19 protein-coding genes and 1 tRNA gene are annotated in these 25,097 nt (G+C 52.2%); 15 read left to right on the top strand and 5 right to left on the bottom strand.

From position 1 onward, the window contains the following. The first annotated feature begins 6 nt into the window (after nucleotides 1-6). Nucleotides 7-1,188 carry a beta-ketothiolase BktB gene (gene bktB / locus LMED105_RS04155; protein WP_008248452.1) on the top strand — a complete coding sequence of 394 codons (1,182 nt, stop codon included), beginning with the start codon at nucleotides 7-9 and terminating at the stop codon, nucleotides 1,186-1,188. A 57-nt stretch (nucleotides 1,189-1,245) separates the two neighbouring features. On the opposite strand, the gene serB is transcribed toward bktB, so the two are convergent. Genes serB through mfd form a run of 3 tightly spaced genes read right to left on the bottom strand, consistent with a single transcriptional unit; the run spans nucleotide 1,246 to nucleotide 6,627 of the window. Beyond that, nucleotides 1,246-2,118: a phosphoserine phosphatase SerB gene (gene serB / locus LMED105_RS04150; protein WP_008248450.1), complete on the bottom strand. Its 873-nt coding sequence runs from the start codon at nucleotides 2,116-2,118 to the stop codon at nucleotides 1,246-1,248. Continuing rightward, nucleotides 2,115-3,158 (bottom strand): tetratricopeptide repeat protein, encoded by a 1,044-nt coding sequence (locus tag LMED105_RS04145; RefSeq protein ID WP_008248449.1) that lies wholly within the window; start codon nucleotides 3,156-3,158, stop codon nucleotides 2,115-2,117. Before LMED105_RS04145 ends, serB begins: the two co-directional genes overlap by 4 nt. Nucleotides 3,159-3,162: 4 nt before the next feature. After that, nucleotides 3,163-6,627: a transcription-repair coupling factor gene (gene mfd, locus LMED105_RS04140; RefSeq protein ID WP_050771153.1), complete on the bottom strand. Its 3,465-nt coding sequence runs from the start codon at nucleotides 6,625-6,627 to the stop codon at nucleotides 3,163-3,165. A 126-nt stretch (nucleotides 6,628-6,753) separates the two neighbouring features. Here mfd and ispD point away from each other — a divergent pair, with 126 nt between their 5' ends. From ispD to LMED105_RS04115, 5 genes are read left to right on the top strand one after another with little or no spacing between them, the layout of a single operon-like run. Then, the gene (gene ispD / locus LMED105_RS04135; protein WP_008248447.1) at nucleotides 6,754-7,485 is read left to right on the top strand and encodes a 2-C-methyl-D-erythritol 4-phosphate cytidylyltransferase; all 732 of its coding nucleotides are present in this window, start codon (nucleotides 6,754-6,756) and stop codon (nucleotides 7,483-7,485) included. After that, nucleotides 7,482-7,976, top strand: a complete 495-nt coding sequence (ispF, locus tag LMED105_RS04130) for a 2-C-methyl-D-erythritol 2,4-cyclodiphosphate synthase (RefSeq protein ID WP_008248446.1) — start codon at nucleotides 7,482-7,484, stop codon at nucleotides 7,974-7,976. Before ispD ends, ispF begins: the two co-directional genes overlap by 4 nt. Further along, complete coding sequence (tsaB, locus tag LMED105_RS16125; protein ID WP_008248445.1) at nucleotides 7,976-8,677, top strand: tRNA (adenosine(37)-N6)-threonylcarbamoyltransferase complex dimerization subunit type 1 TsaB; 702 nt, start codon at nucleotides 7,976-7,978, stop codon at nucleotides 8,675-8,677. The genes ispF and tsaB overlap by 1 nt, the downstream gene beginning before the upstream one ends. Beyond that, nucleotides 8,664-9,125 (top strand): ribosomal protein S18-alanine N-acetyltransferase, encoded by a 462-nt coding sequence (gene rimI, locus LMED105_RS04120; protein ID WP_008248444.1) that lies wholly within the window; start codon nucleotides 8,664-8,666, stop codon nucleotides 9,123-9,125. The genes tsaB and rimI overlap by 14 nt, the downstream gene beginning before the upstream one ends. Continuing rightward, nucleotides 9,122-9,823 (top strand): uracil-DNA glycosylase family protein, encoded by a 702-nt coding sequence (locus tag LMED105_RS04115; protein WP_008248441.1) that lies wholly within the window; start codon nucleotides 9,122-9,124, stop codon nucleotides 9,821-9,823. Before rimI ends, LMED105_RS04115 begins: the two co-directional genes overlap by 4 nt. Before the next feature lie 8 nt (nucleotides 9,824-9,831). Here LMED105_RS04115 and lplT read toward each other — a convergent pair whose 3' ends face one another. Next, nucleotides 9,832-11,109: a lysophospholipid transporter LplT gene (lplT, locus tag LMED105_RS04110; protein WP_008248439.1), complete on the bottom strand. Its 1,278-nt coding sequence runs from the start codon at nucleotides 11,107-11,109 to the stop codon at nucleotides 9,832-9,834. 159 nt (nucleotides 11,110-11,268) lie between these two features. Between lplT and alr the strand changes: the two genes are divergently transcribed. From alr to LMED105_RS04090, 4 genes are all read left to right on the top strand, one after another. After that, nucleotides 11,269-12,366: an alanine racemase gene (alr, locus tag LMED105_RS04105; RefSeq protein ID WP_008248438.1), complete on the top strand. Its 1,098-nt coding sequence runs from the start codon at nucleotides 11,269-11,271 to the stop codon at nucleotides 12,364-12,366. Nucleotides 12,367-12,387: 21 nt separating this feature from the next. Continuing rightward, nucleotides 12,388-13,770 carry a DNA repair protein RadA gene (radA, locus tag LMED105_RS04100; protein WP_008248437.1) on the top strand — a complete coding sequence of 461 codons (1,383 nt, stop codon included), beginning with the start codon at nucleotides 12,388-12,390 and terminating at the stop codon, nucleotides 13,768-13,770. A gap of 74 nt (nucleotides 13,771-13,844) precedes the next feature. Continuing rightward, nucleotides 13,845-14,945, top strand: coding sequence for an efflux RND transporter periplasmic adaptor subunit (locus LMED105_RS04095; RefSeq protein WP_008248436.1), 1,101 nt, complete (start codon nucleotides 13,845-13,847; stop codon nucleotides 14,943-14,945). Beyond that, nucleotides 14,942-18,019 carry an efflux RND transporter permease subunit gene (locus LMED105_RS04090; protein WP_008248435.1) on the top strand — a complete coding sequence of 1,026 codons (3,078 nt, stop codon included), beginning with the start codon at nucleotides 14,942-14,944 and terminating at the stop codon, nucleotides 18,017-18,019. The genes LMED105_RS04095 and LMED105_RS04090 overlap by 4 nt, the downstream gene beginning before the upstream one ends. A 14-nt stretch (nucleotides 18,020-18,033) precedes the next feature. Here LMED105_RS04090 and LMED105_RS04085 read toward each other — a convergent pair whose 3' ends face one another. Continuing rightward, entirely contained in the window at nucleotides 18,034-18,879 is an 846-nt protein-coding gene (locus tag LMED105_RS04085) for a squalene/phytoene synthase family protein (protein WP_008248431.1), read from the bottom strand. Between the two features lie 87 nt (nucleotides 18,880-18,966). On the opposite strand from LMED105_RS04085, the gene LMED105_RS04080 reads away from it, so the two are divergent. From LMED105_RS04080 to lon, 5 genes are all read left to right on the top strand, one after another. Continuing rightward, nucleotides 18,967-19,051, top strand: a tRNA-Leu gene (locus tag LMED105_RS04080). Nucleotides 19,052-19,217: 166 nt separating this feature from the next. Next, nucleotides 19,218-20,522, top strand: a complete 1,305-nt coding sequence (gene tig, locus LMED105_RS04075) for a trigger factor (protein WP_008248428.1) — start codon at nucleotides 19,218-19,220, stop codon at nucleotides 20,520-20,522. Nucleotides 20,523-20,543: 21 nt separating this feature from the next. Beyond that, a complete protein-coding gene (clpP, locus tag LMED105_RS04070; RefSeq protein ID WP_008248425.1) occupies nucleotides 20,544-21,191 on the top strand; it encodes an ATP-dependent Clp endopeptidase proteolytic subunit ClpP in 648 nt (215 codons plus the stop codon). A 64-nt stretch (nucleotides 21,192-21,255) separates the two neighbouring features. Next, entirely contained in the window at nucleotides 21,256-22,527 is a 1,272-nt protein-coding gene (gene clpX, locus LMED105_RS04065; protein WP_008248422.1) for an ATP-dependent Clp protease ATP-binding subunit ClpX, read from the top strand. A gap of 162 nt (nucleotides 22,528-22,689) precedes the next feature. After that, the coding region (gene lon, locus LMED105_RS04060) for an endopeptidase La (RefSeq protein ID WP_040512342.1) at nucleotides 22,690-25,097 on the top strand (2,408 nt) is incomplete at its 3' end.

The following is a 25,097-nucleotide window of genomic DNA, read 5'->3' as shown; positions in this document are numbered from 1 at the left end:
AGAACAATGACACGTGAAGTGGTTGTAGTGGCCGGTGTACGCACCGCAGTGGGTGACTTTGGTGGAAGTTTGAAAGACTTTTCCCCGACGCAGTTGGGCGCCATGGTGGTGAAGGAAGTGGTTGCGCGCGCCGGTGTAAGCGCTGACCAGGTGGGCCATGTGGTGTTTGGGCATGTGGTGAATTCCGAGCCGCGCGACATGTACCTGTCGCGCGTGGCCGCCATCGAGGGTGGTCTGGACAAATCCACGCCAGCCCTTACCCTGAACCGCTTGTGTGGCTCTGGCCTGCAAGCGATTGTGACTGCAGCGCAAAGCATTATGCTGGGCGACGCGGATGTGGCCATTGGTGGTGGTGCTGAAAGCATGAGCAAAGCCCCCTATATTTTGCCCGCCGCCCGTTGGGGTGCACGCATGGGCGACATGAAAGGCATCGACATGATGGTGGGCGCTTTGCACGACCCATTTCATGTGATTCACATGGGCGTGACTGCGGAAAACGTGGCCAAGGAATTCAATGTAAGCCGTGAAGACCAAGATGCTTTGGCAGTTGAAAGCCACAAGCGTGCAGCCAATGCGATTGCCAATGGTTATTTCAAAGAGCAGATTTTGCCGATTGAAATCAAGAGCAAGAAAGGCCCGGTGATGTTTGACACCGATGAGCATGTTCGTGGTGACGCCACGGTAGAAGGCATGGCCAAACTAAAAACTGTGTTCCAGAAAGACGGTACTGTAACTGCTGGCAATGCTTCTGGTTTGAACGACGGTGCAGGCGCAGTGCTGTTGATGGAACGCAGCGCGGCTGAAAAAGCGGGCAAGAAGCCCATGGCCCGTTTGGTGGCGTATGCCAACACCGGCGTAGAGCCAACCATCATGGGTATTGGCCCAGTGTCAGCAACCAAAAAAGCCTTGGCCAAAGCGGGCTTGAAAATTGAAGACATGGACGTGATCGAAGCCAACGAGGCCTTTGCTGCGCAAGCTTGTGCCGTGACCAAAGAATTGGGTATGGACCCAGCCAAGGTCAACCCAAATGGTTCAGGTATTTCAATTGGTCACCCCATTGGCGCAACCGGCGCAATCATTACCGTGAAAGCCCTGTATGAATTGCAGCGTATTCAAGGTCGTTATGCACTGGTGACCATGTGTATTGGTGGTGGTCAGGGTATTGCTGCGATTTTTGAGCGGATGTAATTACCTGTTGGTGGCGCGCCTGCTTTTGTTGGCAAGCGCGCCACTCGGTGTGTGGGTTTAAATATTCGATTCAAACCACTTGCATATTGTGTCCAACCCGCCGTGGTTGATGCAAAAGTCTGTTTTTTCCTGCACCACTGGCTTGGCGTGAAAGGCCACGCTGGCGCCTGAAATTTCCATCATCTTCAAATCATTCGATCCATCGCCCACCACAATGGCGCGTGAAGGCTCGCAGCCCAGCAGTGTGCAGGTTTCCAACACTGTTTCGCGTTTTACTTCTGCATCCACAATGGTGCCCAGCACACGGCCTGTCAAATGCCCATCTACAATTTCAAGTGTGTTGGAGCGGGTGTAATCCAGCCCCAACACTTCTTTCATTTTGTCTGTGAAAAATGTGAAGCCACCACTAACCAACAATGTTTTCCACTTGTGGGCTTTGGCGTAGGCGATCAATTCTTCTGCGCCTGGAGACAAGCGCAGGCGTTCTTCAAACACGGATTGCAGGCAGCTTTCCGGTACCCCTTTGAGCAAGGCCACGCGGCGGTTCAGGCTTTCAGAAAAATCTTTGATTTCACCGCGCATGGCGGCCTCGGTAATTTCTGACACTTCTTTTTTCTTGCCCGCAAAGTCGGCAATTTCATCAATGCATTCAATGGTGATCAGGGTGCTGTCCATGTCCATGGCCAACAGCTTGAACTCATTGGCTTGAAATTCGGCTTCCAGAATTGCGAAATCAAATTGATGTACGCGGCCCAATGGTCGCAGCGTATCTGTAATTGCGGTCTTTGGCAGTGTGTAGGCTTCTGGAATTTCGATGCAGGCTTGTTGATTCAGCGCTTCTACGCCAAGTGTGGGCAAGTTCAGTGCGTCCAGCGCTGTGTGTACTTGTGTGGTGTTTAATGTTTGCGAGGAAAAGAAAAGTCGGCTCATGGTGTGCTCTCCGTGGGTTGCGCGGATTCTACCTTGTCGATAGCAGGAATGTTGTCGGCGGGCTCTTGAAGTTGTGCCAAGAGTTCAATCGAGGGTTCGTGGCCCCGTTGCGCCGCAAGGTTTAACCATTGTAACCCCAGGGGCTTGTTGACAGGAAATCGGGTCCCTTCGTACAGCAGACTGCCCAGCAAATGCATGGATTCCTGCAAGCCCTGTTGTGCAGCTGTGTTGAGTAAGGCCAGCACGGCAGGGTCTTCCGGTTGCAAGGGAACTTCATTTTTCAACACCAACTCGGCCAATTCATGGCTGGCTTGTGGGTGATTCAAGCGCGCAGCACGCCGTACCCAGAACATGCGGTCTTCACCCTCAAATTTGCTCAACCGGTAGCGCGCGTTGGCGTCGCCCGCATTGGCCAATGTGTAAAGCAGGCGTTTTTTCTGTTCGCAGAATTCATTATTGGGACAGTAAACCTCTTCTTTGCCTTGATCGAGTCGCTTTAATGCGTACTGAGTACAAGGTAGATAAACTTCCGCACAGGAATCAAGATGTTGCTGGGCTTCAATTTTGCTGTGTCCGAACGGGCTTTCCAGTTGGCTTTCCAGAACGGTTTGCGAATACAGCAACTGAGAGGGGTTGTGTTGGTCTCGTGAGGCACGGCGCAACCAACCCATGCCCTCGGTCAGTTGTTTGTTCAGATCACTTTGGCTGGCGTTGAACACATCAAGCAGCAGCAACTGGCCCAAATAATATTGAGCGGGTGTGTGGTTTTGCAGGGCAGCTTTACCCAGCCACACGCGTGCAACTTTGAGGTCGCGCTCTACTACATCACCACGCAATCGCATTAAGCCCAGCGTGGTTTGTACCTCTGCGTCCCCGGCTTCGGCCTTTGGCAGCAGTGCTTTGTACACGGCCATGCCAGCATCGTCGCTATTTGTGCTTTCTGCCGCTTTGGCGGTTGTTGTGTTGAGCACTGCGCACCCTATCAGTGCCGCGCTCAACAAGAGCAACCAAATGTTGTGTTTGCCAGCGTTGTTGGTCATGAATTCAAGCCAGTTGTTTGATCAAACCTTTGAGAAACTGTACACGGTCGCCGACTTTCGGGAAACTCCGCGTGATTCTCAAGCGTTCTGCGCCGGCCAGTTTCATGTCTTTCTCTTTCTGGATCATCAAAATGATTTTGCCAGCATCCACATTCGGTTGGGCATCAAACTGAACCACGGTTGCGTCGGTCGAACTGTCAATTTTTGCAATGCCCAGGGGCTTGGCCAGAATGCGAAGCCGGTGCGTTTCCAACAGCGCCGTTGCGGCTTCAGGTAATTTGCCGAAGCGGTCAATCAATTCCTCTTGCACCTCTGAAACAAAGTCCATTTCTTCGGTGCTGGCGAGGCGCTTGTAGAGCGTAAGACGCTCATGTACATCAGGGCAGTAATCCTCCGGTAGCAGGGCAGGGGTGTGCAGGTTAATTTCTACCGTGGCGTTCAGTGGTGCGGTCAAATCGGGTTCTTTGCCTGCGCGCAAACTGCGCACGGCGTGGTTCAGCATGTCGGTGTACATTTGAAAGCCCACTTCGTGCACATTGCCGCTCTGGTTGGCACCCAGCACTTCACCGGCACCGCGAATTTCAAGGTCGTGCATGGCCAGGTAAAAACCGCTGCCCAGGTCTTCCATCATGGTGATGGCTTCAAGGCGGCGCTCTGCGTTCTTGCTCAAGCCTTCTTCGTTGTTCACCATCATGTAGGCGTAGGCCTGGTGGTGGCTTCGCCCAACCCGGCCGCGCAACTGGTGCAATTGGGCCAAGCCGAATTTGTCGGCTCGGTGAATCACAATGGTATTGGCGGTGGGTACATCAATACCGGTTTCGATAATGGTGGTGCACAACAACACATTAAAGCGTTGTTGATAAAAATCGCGCATGACGCGCTCAAGGTCGCGTTCATTCATTTGCCCGTGCGCAATACCAATGCGTGCCTCAGGCAGTATTTTCTCAAGCGCTTCGCGACGATTCTCAATGGTGTCCACTTCGTTGTGCAGGTAGTACACCTGCCCGCCACGTTTTAATTCACGCAGCACGGCTTCACGAATAACGCTGTCGGTTTCACGACGCACGAATGTTTTAATCGACAGGCGACGTTGTGGCGCAGTGGCAATGACCGAGAAATCGCGGATGCCTTCCATGCTCATGGCCAGGGTGCGTGGAATGGGGGTAGCGGTCAAAGTAAGCACATCGACTTCAGCACGCAGGTTTTTCAGCGCTTCTTTTTGGCGCACACCGAAGCGGTGTTCTTCATCAATAATTACCAAGCCAAGGCGTGAAAACTCCACCTCGGAACTCAGCACCTTGTGGGTACCAATAATGATGTCGGCACGCCCACTGTTGATCAATTCAACTGCATCGCGAATTTCTTTGGGCGATTTGAAACGCGACAGTTCAACCACTTTCACAGGCCAGTCTGAGAATCGATCTGAGAAGGTTTGAAAGTGTTGCTCGGCCAGCAAGGTAGTGGGGGCCAACAGCACCACCTGTTTGCCATCCATCACGCTGACAAACGCGGCCCGCAATGCCACTTCGGTTTTGCCGAAGCCCACATCGCCACACACCAGGCGGTCCATGGGGCGGGGCGAAGTCATGTCTGCAATCACAGCGCGAATGGCAGCGGCCTGGTCTGCGGTTTCTTCGAATCCGAATTTTTCAACAAAGGCTTCATAGTCGCCAATGCTCAGTTTGAATTCATGGCCTTTTCGCAAGGCCCGGCGGGCGTACAGGTTCAGCAATTCGGCTGCGGTGTCGCGCACCATTTTTGCAGCCTTCTTTTTGGCCTTTTCCCATTGGCCTGAACCCAGTGCATGCACAGGTGCGTTTTCCGGGTCAGCGCCGCTATAGCGGGCAATCACATGCAGTTGGGCAACCGGCACAAACAGGTTTGAACCGTTGGCATATTCAAGGTGCAGAAATTCAGATGCGCCTTCACCAAGGTCCATGCTGATCAGGCCTTTGTAGCGGCCTATGCCATGCTGCTGGTGCACCACCGGGTCGCCAATTTTCAGTTCCGACAAATCGCGAATCATGGATTCAACGTTGCTTTGCCTTTCCTGTTGCCTGCGTGCGCCGCGACGGCGTGGTGACAGCGAAAACAACTCGGCTTCCGTGACAAACGCGACTTGTGCATCCAGCCCACGGTAAACACCAAAACCCTGGTCGAGCACTGCGGTGCACAGCACAAAACGTTCGCCACTTTCCAGCGCACCTTGCAGCGTTTCTGTTTGGTAGGGCTTTAGTTTGTGTTCCAGAAAATACTGGTTCAGGGTCTCGCGACGGCCGTCACTTGGGGCCACCATGATCACTTGTTGGTAGCTTCCTGCACCAGTGCGTTCGACCAGGTTACGGAACTTGAAAATGGGGTCATCTGCTTTGCGATCTGCGGCCAGGTCTGGCAGCAGCGCGCCGCTGTATTCCGGCACCAAGGCATTCTTGGATGCCGACAAATTCACGCGTGCCGCATTGTCGAAACTGCTGAAGAATTCAGTGGCATTCAGGTAAATTTCAGAAGGCCGAAGAATGGGGCGTTGAATGTCTTTCGACAGAAAATCGAAACGGCTTTGCGTGTCTGCCCAAAATGTTTGCAAGGCTTGATCGACGTCGCCATGCTGAATGAAGACCAGCTCTTTCTTGGGCAGATAGTCAATGAGGCTGGCTGTAGTTTCAAAAAACAGGGGCAGGTAATACTCAATGCCCGCGCTGGCCACACCGGTTCCCATGTCACGGTAAATGGAAACTTTGGAAGGGTCACCCTCAAAGCGCTCACGCCATTTGCTGCGAAACTGCGCACGGCTTTGTTCATCCATGGGGTATTCGCGACCGGGCAGCAGGCGCATTTCGCGTACGGGGTACAGGCTGCGCTGGGTATCGACATCAAATGTCTTGATGGATTCAATTTCGTCATCGAACAAATCGATTCGAAATGGCAGGGCAGTGCCAGTGGCGAACAAGTCGATAATGCCGCCGCGAATGCAGTATTCACCTGGTGTCATCACCTGTGATACATGGTTATAGCCCGCAATCGTCAGTTGTTCACGCAGCTTCTTTTCGTTCAGTTTGTCGCCGGTTTTGAAGTAGAAGGTGCTGCCTGCCAAAAACGAGGGGGGCGCCAGCTTTTGGATGGCTGTGCTGGCCGCTGTAATCAACACATCTAGATCGCCCTGTTGGGTTTGGTACAACGTCGCCAGGCGCTCCGACACCAGGTCTTGGTGCGCCGACAAACTGTCGTAGGGCAGGGTTTCCCAGTCGGGCAGGTAATGTGCCTTCAGGGTGGGGGCAAACAAGGTAATTTCTTCCTGCAGGCGGGTGGCGTCATGCGGGTTGGCACAGGTGATCAGGCAAAGTTTGTTTTGCCCTTGGGCCTGCGTGCACAATTGCGCCAGCAAAAAAGCGTCGGCACTGCCCGGCGGGTGCGCCAAGCTGAGCCTGTGGCCACCGGTTAGCTGAAAAGAAGAAGTAAAATGTGAAAGCATAAAGTTTGCCCGCTTGGATACTGCAACCATGCTGGTTTTCCAGTGGGCTTCAAGTTCGGGTTTTTGGGTCGGTGAATCAAGGCCCGTATTATACGGCGGCAAGTGCCCGCATAGGAACAGGCTTTCATGGCAAGAACTGCCAAGTACTTTGGATTAGTCCCCGCCGGTGGTGCCGGGCGGCGCTTTGGCGGGAGCATTCCCAAGCAGTACGCCATGCTGGGTGCAAAAACCGTGCTGGAACGCAGTGTTGAGGCCTTGTTGGTCGACCCCCGTGTGGAAGGGGTATTTGTGGTGGTGGCCAACGACGACTCGATTGCCACTGCGCTGTTTCAAGGCAACCCACAGGTCAAATGTTTGCCTGTGGGTGGACAGGAGCGTGTGAACAGCGTACTGAATGGATTGAATCATTTGCTTGAGAACTTCCTGGTGAATGAGACCGATTGGGTGTTGGTGCACGATGCCGCTCGCCCGGGCTTGAGTGCCGCTGCATTAAAAAGCCTGATTGACCAGGGCAGTGAGCATGTTGCCGGGGCCTTGCTGGCCGTGCCAGTGGCGGATACCTTGAAGAAAATCAGCGTGGCAGAGGAGGGTGAAGTGATTGCCCAGCACACCATACCCAGAGACCACTTGTGGGCGGCACAAACACCCCAAATGTTTCGGGCGCAGGCGCTGAGTATGGCCATTTCCGAGTGCTTGTACAAAGGTGCCCAATTGACCGACGATGCCAGTGCGATTGAAACGATGGGTGTGGGTCCCCTGATTGTCCCCGGGCATGTGGAAAACATGAAAATTACCCGCGCTGAAGATTTGGGCACAGTAGCCAGGTTGCTTGGTTTGCAACAGGAGAATTTGGAATGAGTGAAATTGGCCGTCTGCGAGTGGGGCAGGGTTATGATGTGCACCGATTGGTCGAAGGACGTCGGCTGATTCTGGGCGGAGTACACATTCCTTCGGAGCTCGGTTTGCTGGGCCATTCCGACGCAGATGCCTTGTTGCACGCCATCACCGATGCAATTTTGGGTGCATGCGCCCTGGGCGACATTGGTACCCACTTCTCTGACACAGACCCTCAGTTCGAGGGCGCTGACAGTGGAGTTCTGTTAAAAAGCGTGATCGAGAAAGCCAGGCAGAAGGGATTCACCTTGATCAATATCGATTCCACTTTGATTTGCCAAAGTCCAAAACTTGCGCCTCACATGGCTGCCATGCATTCCAGTGTGAGCGGTCTTTGCGACTTGCCCTTGCATGCGGTCAACATCAAGGCCAAAACCAATGAAAAGTTGGGTTACCTTGGGCGCAAGGAAGCCATTGAGGCGCAGGCCGTTGTGTTGATGATGAAGGGCGATTGATGGTTTCCCGTTTTATTTTGGCAATTAGCACCAGTTCAGGCGTAGCCAAGGTGGCTGCAGCCACTGAGCCTCTTGAATTAAATGCGCATGCGGCGGACTTGTTCAACTTTGAAATTACGGATTACAAAAGCCAGTCTGCCCAACTGTTGCCCATGATTCAGCAACATCTGGAACAGGCCAATTTAAAGCCTGCCCAGTGTGCAGCCATTGCTGTTGATATTGGTCCTGGTGGTTTTACCAGTCTTCGAACAGCCTGTGGTGTTGCTCAGGGCCTTGCTGTGGCCTGGCAGGTGCCCACTGTGCCACTGACCAGTTTTGAATGCATGTTGACCGCACAGTTGCCGGATAAGCCAGTCACGGTTTTAATGGATGCGCGTTTGAATGAAATTTATGCTGCCTGCATTCAGCGAACCGCGCAGGGCACCCAATGGGTGAAGCCACCACATTTGCTGGCCCTGGATGAGCTGCAGAATATTCACGGGTCTGCAGTGTGTGATGCGCATGTGTATGCACAGCTTCATGAGCCGGGCTCCGTCGCGGTTCAGGGGGCGGTGTGTGCAGTTCGCCTGGCGCAATTGGCATGGCAGGAATTTGAGGCTGGGCGAGTTGCTACACCGTTTGATTGTCAGCCCTTGTATGTGCGTGACAAAGTTGCGCAAACCACCACTGAACGATTGGCGTTGAAGCATGGCGCTGTTTAGTATTCGACCCATGACCGAGGCCGATGTGCCCGCTGTAATTCTGGTTGAGAATCAGATTTACGAGTTCCCCTGGACAGACCGGAATTTTCTGGACTCCCTGCGCGCGGGTTATCACATGCATTGCATGTGGTTGGATGAACAACTTGCAGGCTACATTGTGATGATGCAGGTTGTTGATGAATACCACCTGCTGAACATTTCCATTCGTGCCGACTTGCAAGGTTTGGGTCACGGCAAGCACTTGTTGCAGTGGGGCATTGGCCAGGCGAAACTTGCCCATGCAACGGGCATGTTGCTGGAGGTTCGTCCCAGCAATTTGACTGCCAAGAATATGTACGAGAAAGAGGGGTTCAAGCTGATCGGTGCGCGCAAGAATTATTACCCGTCTCAACTGGGCCGCGAAGACGCCTTGGTGATGTTCAAACGATTTACAGGCTCTCTGCAATGACAAGTACTCGAAACAAAGCCGATTTGTTCAATGCCATGGGTATTGGCCCTGTTTGGGAATTACGGAGCCAAGACGAGCCCTCAAAGCCCGACGCCATGGCAAGCGGCGTGGGGCTCGATGAAATGTTGCCCGCTTCACTTTCGCTTGAGTCATTACAAGAGATGGTTGCTGTTTGCAAAAAATGCGGTCTGTGCGAAACCCGTAAGCAAACCGTGTTTGCAGATGGCATACCCCATGCACCCCTAATGGTGGTGGGAGAAGGACCTGGCGTGGACGAGGACGCGACAGGCCGGCCATTTGTGGGTAAGTCAGGGCAACTGTTGGATCGAATGCTCAAAGCCGTTGGCGCGAGCCGTACAAACAACACCTATATCGCCAATGTGGTGAAGTGTCACCCCCCCGGCAACCGCAATCCTGAACAAGCCGAAATCGATCAATGTTCGCCATACCTTGTTCAGCAAATCAAGGCCAGTAGGCCCCAAGTTTTGCTACTGGTGGGGCGCTTTGCAATTCAAACTCTTTTGAACACTAAAAAGCCAGTGGGGGAATTGCGGGGCACGGTTCACAGAGTGATTGTGGATGGGCTCGACATCCCCGCTGTGGTCACATATCACCCAGCCTATCTGTTGCGCAGATCTGAGGAAAAACAGAAAGCGTGGGACGATTTGTTACTGCTGAAACAGCAAGGCGTAATTTAAACAGCCTGTTACAACGGAACGCCGACCGGGCGATCCTCGCCAATTCGCGCTTCCACGTTGTATAAGCGCTGGTTGCGGCGGTGCCAAATAATCACCATCAGCATGGTGGCCATGACAAAGCCGCCGAACATCAAAATCACATTATTCACATGCACATCGAAGCTGATCAAAATGGCGTAAATGCCAAGCATGGTCAGCACTGAAATATTTTCGTTGAAATTCTGAATGGCAATCGATCGGCCGGCGCTCATCAGCACATGGCCACGGTGTTGTAGCAAGGCGTTCATGGGCACTACAAAAAATCCACTCAATGCGCCGATCACGGTAATCAGCAGGTAAGCCATACCCTGGTTGTTGACCAACACCATGGTCATGCACACAATGCCCATCAGAATGCCCATGGGTAGCACCAACATCGATTTTTTCAGGGGAATCAGTTTCGCAGCAGCCACAGCGCCAGCAGCCACGCCGAATGCGCAAACACCTTGAAGAATGGCGCCTTTGTCCAGTGGCAGGCCCAAGGCACTTTCAGCCCATTTCAGCACGATAAATTGAAGCGTGGCCCCGGCACCCCAGAAAAGAGTGGTAACAGCCAATGAGATTTGACCCAACTTGTCGTTCCACAATTGTTTGACGCAGCCATAAAACTTGCGGGTCATGATGATTGGGTGATTCAGCTGGGGTTCATAGCGTGCCCCCGTGTCTGGAATCTTGAAGTTAAAAATCGCTGCGATCAAATACCCTGAGGTGATCACAAAAATTGCAGCTTCAGCAGGCGTATCCATATTGTCAGTCACACCTGGAATATGCAGTTGCATCAGGTATTGGCTAGTGCCCGGCGCAATCAATATGCCGCCAAGCACGGTGCCAAGAATGATCGACAGCACTGTGAGCCCTTCAATCCAGCCGTTGGCCTCTACAAGCCGGTCGTGCGGCAAAAGCTCGGTCAGAATGCCATATTTTGCAGGCGAGTAGGCTGCAGCGCCCAGGCCCACCACCGCATAAGAAAGTAGAGGGTGCACACCGAAGAACATCATCAGGCAACCCACAATCTTGATCGAGTTGGTGATCAACATGACCCGCCCTTTGGGCAAAGTATCTGCGAACCCGCCAACGAAGGGGGCCAGCACCACGTACGACACTACGAAGAACAGCTTCAGCAATGGGGTCATCCAGTCAGGAGACTGGATCTGAAACAGCAATGCGATTGCTGCAATCAAAAGTGCGTTGTCTGCAAGCGACGAGAAAAACTGCGCCGCCATGATGGTGTAAAAGCCGGGTTTCATTCAACTGTGAATTGAGCGAAATCCAATTAGTGCGATTTCGCCGTTTCGCTGCTCGTTCAACGGTGTTGAGGCGTTATATCATATCCAAGCGCTTCGCGTATTAAGCAATGCCTTTTTTACGAAGTTCGAGCCAACCCCTAAATCACCAATTGCCAGCCCATGCCGCGACCCATACGTGCAGTGGTCAAACCCGCCGCCATCTCTGCCAATATCAATAGAATCAAAGAATTGCTGGGCAATGTTGTGATGATGCCTGTGGTGAAAGCCAATGGTTATGGGCATGGTTTGGAACGAATCATCGACGGCTTGTGGCAAGCAGACGCCTTGGCCATCTTAGAAATAGAGGGTGCGGCTCGCTTGCGTTGCATGGGCTGGAACAAGCCAATTGTGTTACTCGAGGGCTGTTTTGATCAGACCGATTTGCTGAAGGCCATGGAGTTGCGTTGCGATTGGGTGGTTCACAATCAGAATCAGTTGAATGACCTCGCGGCTATTGCGCAGTGGCAGCCTGCACACAAACCCCAAATTTTCCTGAAATTGAACACAGGCATGAATCGCTTGGGGTTTCAACCTGCTCAAGCGCAAGCCGCCATTCAGTGGCTCGATGAGTTCACCCTGAAACATCAATGGCCTACGCCTGTGTTGATGACGCACTTTGCCAATGCGGATGAAGCGGAGCCCAGGGCTCGTTTGCCTTTTGCGCAGCGTCAGCATCAAATCTTGATGGATCTCAAACCCGACCATTGGCGAAGTAGTCTGGCCAACTCAGCTGGCAGCCTTAATTTTCCGATGCTCGCTGGTGATATTGCGCGCCCGGGCATTGCCATATACGGGGCCACCCCAGGCCCAAATGCGGCAGCCAATTATGGCCTCAAGGCAGCAATGATCTTCAGCAGCGAAATCATTGCAATTCAAGAGGTAAAGCAAGGTGACAGGGTGGGTTATGGTTCGCGGTGGGAAGCCAGCGACAGTGGTCGGATTGCTGTGGTGGCCTGCGGTTATGCCGATGGCTACCCACGGCATGCGCCCGATGGAACGCCCACGTATGTTGAAGGGCATGTTGCGCCGGTCGCCGGCCGAGTGTCGATGGACATGATGACCATCGACGTCAGCCACATCCCGAATGCCAAGGTTGGCAGCACAGTTGAATTGTGGGGTGAGCACATTCCAGTTGATGTGGTGGCCGACCGTTGTGGCACCATTGGTTATGAATTGTTGTGTGCAATTGCGCCGCGAGTACCATTTTTAGAAGCCTAGTCGTTACAGGGACATGCAGTTTTGGCCAAAAGTAAAAGTCAGTATCAATGTACGGAATGCGGCTCTGTTTTTGCCAAATGGCAAGGGCAGTGCAGCGATTGCAACAGTTGGAACACGCTGGTTGAATCGGCCGTAAGCACGGCAACAGCGCCCAAGCACAGTCGTTTTGCAGCCCTTGCTGCACAAAGTAGCAGCGTCATCAAGCTTTCCGAAATTCAGGCGCAAGACCACCCACGTTTCAGCAGCGGTGTCCCCGAATTTGACCGTGTGTTGGGTGGGGGAATGGTGCCGGGCATGGTGGTGTTGCTTGGCGGTGACCCTGGAATCGGTAAATCCACCTTGCTATTGCAATCCATGGTCACCTTGGCCAAAACAACTTCAGCCTTGTATGTCAGTGGTGAGGAATCTGCCGGGCAAATCGCCTTGCGTGCTCAACGCCTTGGGCTCGAACACACTAACCTGAATGTGTTAACCGAAATTCAGCTTGAGCAAATTGTTGCGCAACTTGAAGCACACAAACCCCAAGTGTTGGTGATCGATTCCATTCAAACCCTGTACACCAGCGAGTTGAGTGCAGCGCCAGGGTCTGTAAGCCAGGTACGCGAATGTGCAAGTCAGCTTACACGGCTTGCCAAAGCCCTGGGGATTACTACCATTTTGGTCGGCCATGTTACCAAGGAAGGTACTCTGGCCGGCCCCCGCGTGCTCGAGCATATCGTAGACACGGTGCTGTATTTCGAAGGCGATTCACAGTCCTCATTTCGCCTTGTGCGAGCGTTCAAAAACCGGTTTGGTGCGGTGAACGAGTTAGGTGTATTTGCCATGACTGACCGAGGCTTGAAAGGGGTCAACAATCCCTCAGCCTTGTTTTTGTCGCAAACTGCCGAATGGGTGGCCGGATCCTGCGTGATGTGCACGCAAGAGGGCGCACGCCCATTGCTTGTTGAAATTCAGGCTTTGGTCGATTCCTCGCATTCGCCTTCACCGCGCAGGTTGTCGGTGGGGCTTGAACAAAACCGCCTCGCCATGCTGCTGGCGGTAATGCATCGCCATGCGGGTCTGCAGTTTTTTGATCAAGACATTTTTATCAACGCCGTGGGTGGTGTAAGAATTTCAGAACCTGCAGCCGACCTGGCGATTGTTTTGGCCATGGTGTCCTCCTTGCGCAACAAACGCCTGCCCAAAGAACTGGTGGTGTTTGGTGAAATCGGCCTGTCTGGTGAGCTACGCCCGGCACCGCGCGGGCAAGAAAGGCTGCGTGAGGCTGCCAAACTTGGATTTACCCACGCCATTGTGCCTGCCAGCAATGCACCGAAGCAGCCAATTGATGGTATCGAAGTGATCGGCGTTGATCGTGTTGAAAAGGCGCTCGCCGCGCTGAGAGACAAGCTGGATTGTTTTTGAGTCCGCTTTGACTTGACTTGTGATTGATACGACAATTGCGCAGATAACAATAAATTCACTCTATTGAGCGATCCATGTCCAAAAGCCGTTTGTTCTTGCCTGTTGTATGGGCCACCGCAGGCTCGCTCGTGCTTGCCGCTTGTTCCCGTTCCGAAATTGACACCACTGAAGTGATTCGACCTGTGCGAGTCATGGAGCTTCAAGCGGGTGACAGTACTTTTGAAGAAAGTTTTCCAGGTCAGATTGAACCCCGTTTTCAGGCAAAACTCAGCTTCCAGGTGGGTGGTAAGTTGACCGCACGCCTTGTGGACGTTGGGGACAAGGTTACCAAAGGCCAAATACTTGCAAAAATTGATCCTCAGGACTTGAGCCTGGCCTTACAGGCAGCCCAGGCACAGTTTGATGCAGCAGCCACCGAGCATACCCAGCTGAAAACAGACCTGGAACGTGCCAAAACCCTGAAACAACAAAACTTCATCAGCCAGGCTGAACTGGATCGACGACAGTTGGCATTCGATGCCGCCGGCAGCCGTTTGAGCCAAGCTCGCGCGCAATTGAACACGCAGGCCAATCAGCGGCAATACGGTGACTTGCGTGCTCCGGGCATCGGTGTAATTTCCGGTGTGTATGCTGAAGCAGGCCAGGTATTGGCCCCAGGCCAGGCCGTGGTGCAATGGGCCGATGAGAATGATGTACAGGTCAGTATGGCTGTGCCCGAGAATAGGGTCAGCGAGATCAAGCCGGGTCAGGAGGCAAGTGTGTTGCTGTGGTCTGGCAAACAGGCTCTGGCAGCAAAAGTGAGAGAGGTGTCACCCGTGGCTGACCCGGTAACACGCACATATGCTGTGTTGCTGGATGTGAACGACCCGGCCAGAGTTTCCCGTTTCGGAATGAGCGCTACGGTGAAGTTCACCACAGGCGCCAAGTCGACCGCGTTCAAGTTGCCCATTTCGGCCCTGGTTGCGGAGCATACCGGTGCTTTTGTGTGGGTGTTCGATGAGAAGCAGGGTGTGGTCAACAAACGTGTTGTTGAGCCCTATGACGTGTCTGAAAGCGACTTTCTGGTTAAGGATGGCTTAAGCAATGGGGAGTTGATTGTCACTGCGGGCACCCATGTTTTGAACGAAGGCCAAAAGGTTCGTCGTTTCATTGAAACGAGCGATCTTTCCAAATGAGAAAAATCAACCTGTCGCGCTGGGCGCTCGAAAACCAGCCATTGGTTCGCTACCTCCTTGCAGTTTTCATCTTCGCGGGAGTGGCCGCATTTTTCTCCTTGGGTCAAGAAGAAGATCCTCCGTTTGTGTTTCGCGGCATGGTGGTGCGAGCCTACTGGCCGGGTGCAACGGCCATGCAAATGGGTCAGCAAGTGGCCGATCCTATTGAGAAGGTGATTCAGGAAATACCCTTCGCTTACAAAATCCGTTCGTATTCCAAGCCGGGTGAAACCGTTATTTTTCTCCAGTTGGATGACAGCGCACCGCCCAAGCAAGTGGCCGATATTTGGTACACCACACGTAAACGGGTCAGCGACATGGCTGGAACATTGCCGCGTGGTGTAGTTGGCCCATTTTTCAATGACGAGTTTGGCGACACTTTTGGCGTGTTGCTGGCATTCTCCGCCGATGGATTCAAGTACGCGGAATTAAAAGACTTCGTGACGCAGGTACGTCAGGAAATGCTCAAAGTGCCCGATGTGGCCAAGGTGCAGCTGTTTGGCGTTCAACCTGAGAAAGTGTTCATTGATGTCTCGCATTACAAAATTGCGCAACTGGGAATTTCAGCGCAAGACATCTTCAATCAAATCAACAGTCAGAACGCGGTCACCTCTCAGGGGGTTTTAAGCCTCGAAGACCAAAAGGTGTGGTCAAGAGTACAGGGGCAGTTTGAGTCGGTTGAAGACCTTGCCAACCTGCCGATTCGGGCGGGAAAAAACACACTCCTGCTCAAAGACATCGCCCACGTGCATCGCGGCTATCAAGACCCACCTGTGTCCAAAATGCGCTTCAATGGCAAAGAGGTGATTGGCTTGGGGATTTCCATGGTCAATGGTGGCGATATTATCCGCCTTGGCCAGGAGTTGGAAAAGGTAGAGCGCCGCATATTGGCCGAACTCCCGGTGGGTATTGAGCTTCAGCGCGTGGCAGATCAACCCAAGTCAGTCAGCACCTCTGTCAATGAGTTCGTGAAAGTGTTGATCGAAGCGATTGTGATCGTGTTGGCAGTCAGCTTTTTGAGTTTGGGGCTACACAGCAAACCCTTTCGCATCGACACACGGCCAGGTCTGGTGGTGGCGTTGACCATTCCCCTGGTATTGGCGCTTACTTTTCTGGCCATGTCGTTCTTCAATATCAACCTGCACAAAATTTCGCTGGGTGCACTGATTATCGCGCTAGGCTTGTTGGTCGATGATGCGATCATTGCGGTAGAAATGATGGTTCGCAAGCTGGAAGAGGGTTATTCGCGCTTTGATGCGGCCATTTTTGCCTACGACTCCACTGCCATTCCAATGCTCACGGGCACGCTGATTACAGCTGCGGGGTTTTTGCCCATTGCTTTGGCTCAGTCAGCGGCAGGCGAGTACACCTATTCAATTTTTGCGGTTACTGCCATTGCGCTGGTGTTGTCGTGGTTTGTCGCGGTTATTTTTGTGCCTTATATTGGCTATTGGTTGCTTAAAAAGCCCAAAGACGGACAAGGCCACACGGAGGTGTTCGATACGCCGTTCTACCAGCGCTTTCGCCGCTGGATTGAGGTGTGCGTTAACCACCGCTGGATCACAATAACGGTCACAGTTCTTGCCTTCATTGGTGGCGGCTATTCCTTCAAATTCATTGAGCAGCAGTTTTTCCCAGACTCCAACCGATTGGAAATCATGGTGAATTTGTGGTTACCCGAGGGTACCGCATTTGAGGAAACGGAAAAGCAGGCGATCAAACTGGAGCAATGGCTGGCCAATCAACCCGAAGTGCAGGGCTATGCCAGTTTTGTAGGCGATGGGGCGCCCCGTTTTTATTTGTCGCTTGATCAAAAGTTTGTACAAAGCAATTTGGCCGAACTTATAGTGATTCCCAAAACATTCGAAGACCGGGAAATACTGCGCGGCAAACTGAAGGAACACCTCGAAAACAACTTCCCTGACATACGTCCGCGAATTACCTTGTTGCCCAATGGGCCGCCCGTGACTTATCCCGTGCAGTTCGTGGTGCAGGGCCCAGACCCTCGCGTTGTGCGTGTAGTTGCCGACCAGGTCAAAGAGGCCGTGGCCTCTAGCGAATACACCCGTGGCACGCATGACAACTGGAATGAAAACATCAAGGTGATGAAAGTCGAGGTAGACCAGGCTCGCGCCCGTGCCTTGGGTGTCAGCAGTCAAAGCATTGCAGAGTCCTCGCATGTCATTTTGTCGGGCGCAACCATTGGGCAGTATCGCGAAAATAACCGCCTCATCGACATTGTGTTTCGAAACCCCGAAAGCGAGCGCGACACTCTGGCTGAACTCATGAACGCCAATGTACCCACGGCAAGCGGAGCCTATGTGCCGTTGTCCCAAGTGGGCAAGGTCACCATGAGTTTTGAGCCCGGCGTGATTTGGCGAGAGGGTGGTGAGTTTGGCATTACAGTGAAAGCGGATGTGGTTTCCGGTATTCAGGGCACCACCGTTGCCTTGGCGATGAACAAGGCACTAGACCCCTTGCGGTCTGAGTTACCACTGGGCGTATCGGTGAACCTGGATGGTCTAGCCGCCGATTCTGGCAAGGCCCAGCAGTCGATCATGGCCAATGTGCCTTTGATGTTGTTTATCGTGCTTACTTTGCTGATGTTGCAACTGAAAAGCTTTGGTCGAACCTTGCTGGTTTACTTCACCGGCCCTTTGGGAATTATTGGTGCTGCGTTGGCCTTGATCATCACTGCGCGTCCGTTCGGTTTTGTAGCACAACTGGGCGTGATCGCCCTGTTCGGCATGATTATTCGAAACTCGGTAATTTTGGTGGACCAAATCGAGCAAGACCGAGCTGCGGGGGTAGATCCCTATGAGGCTATCATTGGCTCAACCATTCGACGCTCACGGCCTATATTGTTGACCGCGGCGGCAGCCGTGCTGGCCATGATCCCGTTGATGCGTTCGCAATTCTGGGGCCCCATGGCCGTAGCGATCATGGGTGGCTTGATTGTGGCCACCTTGCTCACCCTGTTTTTCCTGCCCGCCTTGTACGCCGCAGCTTACCGAATTCGTAAACCACGGCTTTGAATTGAGACGACCCTTCAAAATCTCAGTACTTGCGTCGTCCAAGCGGTACTGAATTTTTTGAAAGGGGTGATTATTTTCTGCTCGGTCAGCAAGTGGTAGCCGGCCGCCTCGTGTACTTTCAGTTCCGAAACGCGCATCCGGAACAGCGCTCGCAAAGGCCTCGCAAAAAGGCGTTGGTCCTCTGGCGTATTTTTCCAGGCTATGTTGGCTTTCTCAAGCAAATGTGCGCCTACTTCACTGAACATCCGCGCGCTGGCACCGTTGTGTTCCCTGCGTTTGATTTGTTCTGCAGTCACCCCATGTTTGGCCAGTAATTCGACGGGCAAGGGCTGAAACCCCTGGTCCAGGTATTTCGCAAGTCGAAGTAACTGGCAAAGGCGCGTGGCTGTGGCCCAGAATTCCAGTAGCTGCGTGTAATCCGCAGTTGAGCTGATAAACCTGGCCTGTACCAAACCAATCCAGGGCTTGGTTTCAAGCAGCACATCGTTATGCCAGTCGGCCATGCTGTTGTAACGCTTGGGTTCGCATCCGCTGGCCACCCGGTTGATTAGTTCTCCCCAGTGTTCAGGGGGGATTTTCGCAATCACGGGTTTTGATATTGCTGTTACGACAGGGTGAGGGTTGCTGTTGCTTGCTGCCCCAGCCAGGGCATTTTGCCACCAGCCCAGTTTGACCTGTGTCAAGCCTGCCTCCAGCTGCTTCAGGCAAGCCTGCCTCAACTCGTGGTTCAAGGTAAAGCAGCCAAGCCAAAATGCTTTCAGTTCTTCAGTTTGGAACAGGGTTGCGTAGTGCAGAGAGGCGGTTTCCCCGCTTACTTTCTCGCGGCAGTAGGCAAGCGGGTTTTCTAGAGATACAGCCATGTCACCTTCTAATTGGGGGTAATGCAGTCAATAAATGACATTGTAAGGGCTTCAAAGTTAAAATCGGGCTATAATGCGCGCCTACATGCGGATGTGGCGAAATTGGTAGACGCACCAGATTTAGGTTCTGGCGTAGCAATACGTGAAGGTTCGAGTCCTTTCATCCGCACCACCCCTCTTGTGCCCCGGGTATATCGCTTCTGGGGCGGTCCAGTTTTACCAAGCCCCCGCCAAAGCTGCTTCATACTTGTGTAAGATATCGGCAATTGTAGAGCCTTTACGCCCATTAACCATCCCCTTGGTCAACCTTGCCAAGGCAACTAGTTCAAGAGTTCCAAATGACTGAAACAACCACCACTGCCAGCTCACTCGAGAAAACCATTTCCTTGAAGCTGTCGGTTGAAAAAATCAATGCTGAAGTTGAGAAGCGCCTGAAAAAGGTAGCTCGGACAGCTCGCATGCCCGGTTTTCGCCCAGGTAAAGTACCCATGAAAATGGTGGTACAGAACTACGGCCCCCAAGTACATTCCGAAGTATTGAACGATGAAATCGGTCGTACCTTCAGCGAAGAAGTTCAAAAGCAGGATCTGCGAGTGGCTGGCCAGCCCCGCATCGAAGCCGCCAAGGACGCAGCTGATGACTCATTTGAGTTCAATGCCATTTTTGAAGTGTTCCCCGAAGTGAAGTTTGGCGACTTCGCCACGCTTGAAATTGAGAAAACAGTGGTTGAAGTCTCCGACTCTGAAGTGGATAAAACCATTGAAATTCTGCGCAAGCAGCGCGCCAGCTTCGCCGAAGTAGATCGTGGCTCTGCTGATGAGGACAAAGTAACCCTGGATTTCGTGGGCAAAATTGACGATGTACCCTTTGACGGCGGCACCGCTGAAGATTTCTCTTTTGTAATCGGCAAGGGCCAAATGCTGCCCGAATTCGAAGCTGCCGCAAAAGGCTTGAAAAAAGGCGAAGAGAAAACCTTTGATCTCGCTTTCCCCGCTGATTACCACGGCAAGGATGTCGCAGGTAAAACTGCCCAGTTCACAATCACGATCAAGAAAGTAGAAGGCCCCCAGTTGCCTGAACTGAACGAAGAGTTTGCCAAGGCCATGGGTATTGCCGACGGTTCACTGGACAAGCTGCGCGACGATGTGCGCGTGAATTTGAGCCGTGAAGTCAGCAACCGTACCAAGGCGCAAACCAAAGAGGCGGTGATGAATGCTTTGTTGAAAGTGACAGAGTTTGATGTACCCAAAGCCTTGATTCAATCCGAAACTACTGAATTGGCCTCTCGCGCACGTCAGGACCTGAAGGCCCGTGGCATGCAAAACGTAGAAGAAATTCAGTTGCCTGAAGACATTTTTGCAGCACAGGCAGAGCGTCGCGTTCGCTTGGGCTTGATCGTGTCAGACTTGGTGAAAGAAAACAGCTTGCAAGCCAAACCTGAGCAGGTTCGTGCCTTTATTGAAGAACAGGCTCAAAGCTATGAGAACCCTGCAGAAGTCATGCAGTGGTATTTTCAGGATCGCGCCCGTTTGGCGGATGTAGAAGCGGTTATTCTGGAAGACAATGTGGTTGAATTCGCTTTGAGCAAATCCAAAGTGGTTGAAAAGAAATTGTCCTTTGACGAACTGATGGGAAATAAATAAATGATGTGGAACCCTCGCTCTATGACGAACAACATGAACAATTCTGGTGCGCTTGAAACCCAGGGCAATATGTACGTGCCCATGGTGATTGAGCAAAGTGGTCGGGGCGAGCGGGCCTATGACATTTATTCGCGCTTGCTTAAAGAGCGCGTCATTTTCCTGGTGGGTCCTATCAACGACCAAATGGCCAACGTCATCGTGGCGCAAATGTTGTTCCTCGAAAGCGAAAACCCTGACAAAGACATCGCGCTGTATATCAACAGCCCAGGTGGCTCAGTGTCTGCAGGCATGGCTATTTACGACACCATGCAGTTCATCAAGCCCGATGTGTCAACCCTGTGTACCGGATTGGCAGCCAGTATGGGCGCGTTCTTGCTGTCTTCTGGCACCAAGGGCAAGCGTTTTTCCCTGCCCAATAGCCGAATCATGATTCACCAGCCTCTGGGTGGCGTGCAGGGTCAGGCGTCCGACATTGAAATTCACGCCAAGGAAATTTTGTATTTGCGTGAGAAATTGAACGGAATACTGGCTGATAACACAGGTAAGACGATCGAAGAGATTGCACGTGACACAGATCGTGATAACTTTATGGGTGCAGACTCTGCCAAAGAGTACGGCTTGATTGACGACGTGTTGAAGCACCGTGTGCCACCGGCCGACAAGAAGTAACTGCAGTAACACTAAAACCTGGATTTCTTGATTGCCCTTAAGGGGGCTTTCCAGAGGATAAAAGATGTCAGAAAAGAAAGGCTCAAGCGAAAAGCTGCTGTATTGCTCCTTCTGTGGCAAAAGTCAGCATGAAGTAAAAAAATTGATCGCAGGGCCCTCTGTGTTCATCTGCGATGAATGCATTGAGTTGTGCAATGACATCATTCGTGATGAAGCAGCGGAGGCCACGGCCACAGGTGGAGGCGACAAGCTACCCACCCCCCAGGAAATTCGTTCTATTCTTGACCAGTATGTCATTGGTCAGGACAAAGCCAAGCGTGTGCTTGCTGTAGCGGTATACAACCACTACAAACGCCTGCGCCACATGAGCAAAAAAGACGACATCGAGCTGACGAAAAGCAATATTTTGCTGGTTGGCCCAACGGGTTCCGGCAAAACATTGTTGGCCCAAACCCTGGCCCGTTTGTTGAATGTACCTTTTGTGATCGCCGACGCCACCACGCTGACCGAAGCGGGTTACGTGGGTGAAGACGTCGAGAACATCATTCAAAAGCTGCTGCAAAGCTGCAATTACGAAGTAGAAAAAGCTCAGCGTGGCATTGTGTACATTGACGAAATCGACAAGATTTCCCGCAAGTCTGACAATCCGTCCATTACCCGTGACGTGTCTGGCGAGGGCGTACAGCAAGCCTTGCTGAAATTGATCGAGGGCACTGTTGCATCCGTACCCCCACAAGGCGGCCGCAAGCATCCCAATCAGGATTTCGTTCAAATTGATACCACCAACGTACTATTTATCGTGGGTGGTGCATTTGAAGGTTTGGACAAGGTTATCCGTAACCGGTCCGAGCGTTCAGGTATTGGTTTTGGCGCGACTGTGAAAAGCAAGGAAGAGGGCAATGTGGGAACCTTGCTGGCTGAAGTTGAGCCAGAAGACCTGATCAAGTTCGGTATCATCCCTGAATTGGTGGGTCGCCTGCCTGTCATCGCGACCCTCGAAGAACTGGATGAACCTGCGTTGATCGAGATTTTGACCAAACCTAAAAATGCCATGGTTAAGCAGTTTGAAAAGTTGCTCGAAATGGATGGCGCAGAACTTGAAGTTCGTCCATCTGCGTTGAGCGCAATTGCCAAGAAAGCGATTCAACGCAAAACAGGTGCACGTGGTTTGAGAACCATTCTTGAACAGGCTTTGCTGGGTATCATGTACGACCTGCCTGGCGACACCAACGTCAAGAAAGTGGTGATTGATGAAAATACAATCAATGGCACAGGGCAACCTTTGTTGATTTACGAGGATCAGCCCAAAGTGGCCAGCAGCAAAGACAAATCCTGATGCTGAAAACCACCTCAAAACAGATTGCAAAATGATTAAAAAAGCCCAACTCCACGGTTGGGCTTTTTCTTTTCAGTGGTATTGTTTATTTGTCGTGAAATAAAGCTTGAATAAGCGCGTTTTAACCCCACTGTAGGGTTATGCATTTAATAGGTGATTCATATGTCAGCAACTAACGTGCTTCCGGAACAACCCATCGAATTGTCATTGCTTCCATTGCGAGATGTAGTCGTGTTCCCGCACATGGTGATTCCGCTTTTCGTGGGTCGTCCAAAATCCATCAAAGCGCTGGAAATCGCGATGGAAACAGGCAAAAGTATTCTTCTGGTAGCGCAAAAATCGGCCACCAAAGATGAGCCCAGCGACAAAGATATTTACAACATTGGTTGCGTAGCCAATGTGCTCCAAATGCTGAAGTTACCCGATGGCACTGTGAAGGTGTTGGTAGAAGGTGTGCAGCGTGCGCGCCTGACCAAGGTTACAGACGAAGGCACACACTTTGCTGCTACAGCATTGCCCTTGTTGCCCGATCCTTCACAAAGCCCGGAAACCGAGGCCATGAAGCGTGCCGTAATGGCGCAGTTCGATTCCTACGTGAAATTGAACAAAAAAATTCCACCCGAAATTTTGACATCGCTGGCCAGTATTGAAGATATTGGTCGGCTAGCGGACACAATCGTCAGTCACTTGCCACTGAAGCTGGAGCAAAAGCAGTCCATTCTGGAAACTTTTAGCATTGCGCAGCGCCTGGAGGCATTGTTGTCTCAACTGGAAACCGAGATCGATATTCTTCAGGTTGAGAAGCGCATTCGTGGTCGCGTAAAGCGCCAGATGGAAAAAAGCCAGCGCGAGTACTACTTGAACGAGCAGGTCAAAGCCATTCAGAAAGAATTGGGTGAGGGCGAAGACGGCGCGGACATGGAAGAGCTTGAAAAGCGAATCAAGGCTGCGCGCATGCCCAAAGAAGCCTTGAAAAAAGCTGAAGCTGAATTGAAGAAGCTGAAGCTGATGTCGCCCATGTCAGCAGAAGCCACTGTGATTCGCAACTACATCGACGTGTTGGTAGGGCTGCCCTGGAAGAAGAAAACAAAGATCAACAATGATTTGGCCAATGCCGAGAAGGTACTTGACGAAGATCATTATGGTTTGGAAAAAGTGAAAGAGCGCATTGTGGAGTACCTCGCAGTGCAGCAGCGTGTTGACAAACTCAAGGCGCCAATTCTTTGTTTGGTGGGCCCTCCCGGAGTTGGTAAAACCTCGCTGGGACAATCTGTAGCCAAGGCAACAAACCGCAAGTTTGTTCGCATGGCCCTGGGCGGTGTGCGTGATGAAGCTGAAATTCGTGGTCACCGCAAAACGTATATTGGATCCATGCCTGGCAAGGTATTGAACAGCATCACGAAAGTAGGTGTTCGCAATCCACTGTTCTTGCTCGACGAAATCGACAAAATGGGGCAAGACTTCCGTGGCGACCCTGCATCGGCTTTACTTGAAGTACTTGATCCTGAGCAAAACAGCACTTTTGTAGATCACTACGTGGAAGTGGAATACGATTTGAGCGATGTGATGTTCGTGGCCACTGCAAACTCACTGAACATCCCACATGCTTTGTTGGACCGCATGGAGGTGATTCGCCTGAGCGGCTACACCGAAGACGAGAAAGTGAACATTACGCAGAAGTATTTGCTGCCCAAACAGTTGAAAAACAATGGTGTGAAAGACGAAGAGCTGAGCGTTTCTGAAGCAGCCATTCGCGACGTGATTCGCTACTACACCCGCGAGGCGGGTGTGCGTGGACTTGAGCGTGAAATGTCCAAGATTTGCCGCAAGGTAGTGCGTCAAATGGTGTTGGGCAAAAACGAAAAGAAAGTGCAGGTGACTCCGAAAAACCTCGACAAGTTTCTGGGCGTTCGTCGCTTTAACTTCGGCATGGCTGAAAAAGAAAACCAGGTGGGTCAGGTCACTGGTTTGGCCTGGACAGAAGTGGGCGGTGAATTACTCACCATTGAAACGGTCTCCATGCCCGGCAAAGGTAACGTGATTCGCACAGGTTCATTGGGCGACGTCATGAAAGAATCGGTGGAGGCTGCGCGTTCGGTAGTGCGCGCGCGCGCAAATCGATTGGGTATTCGTAACGATGCTTTCGAGAAGCGCGACATTCACGTTCACGTACCTGAAGGCGCCACACCGAAAGATGGTCCTTCAGCAGGTATCGCGATGACGACTGCTTTGGTGTCGACTTTGACGAACATGCCAGTGCGTTCTGACGTTGCAATGACAGGTGAAATTACGCTGCGTGGCGAAGTTTTGGGTATCGGTGGCTTGAAAGAAAAGCTGTTGGCTGCTCACCGCGGTGGTATTAAAACTGTGCTTATTCCTGAAGAAAACGTGAAGGATTTGGCGGAAATTCCAGCCAATGTGAAGAACAGCTTGGAGATCATTCCAGTGAAATGGATCGATCAAGTGCTGCAACATGCCCTGGAATCGCTTCCAGAGCCAGTCTCCGAGCCAGCCGAGGTGATTGCAGGCAAAGCTGATGAGGCTGCTGCAAACCCAAGTGTAAAGCATTG

This window comes from Limnobacter sp. MED105, assembly GCF_000170915.1.
GTDB lineage: Bacteria > Pseudomonadota > Gammaproteobacteria > Burkholderiales > Burkholderiaceae_B > Limnobacter.
Note: the sequence above shows the minus strand (reverse complement) of the source record. Positions and strands in the feature narration are given on the sequence as shown.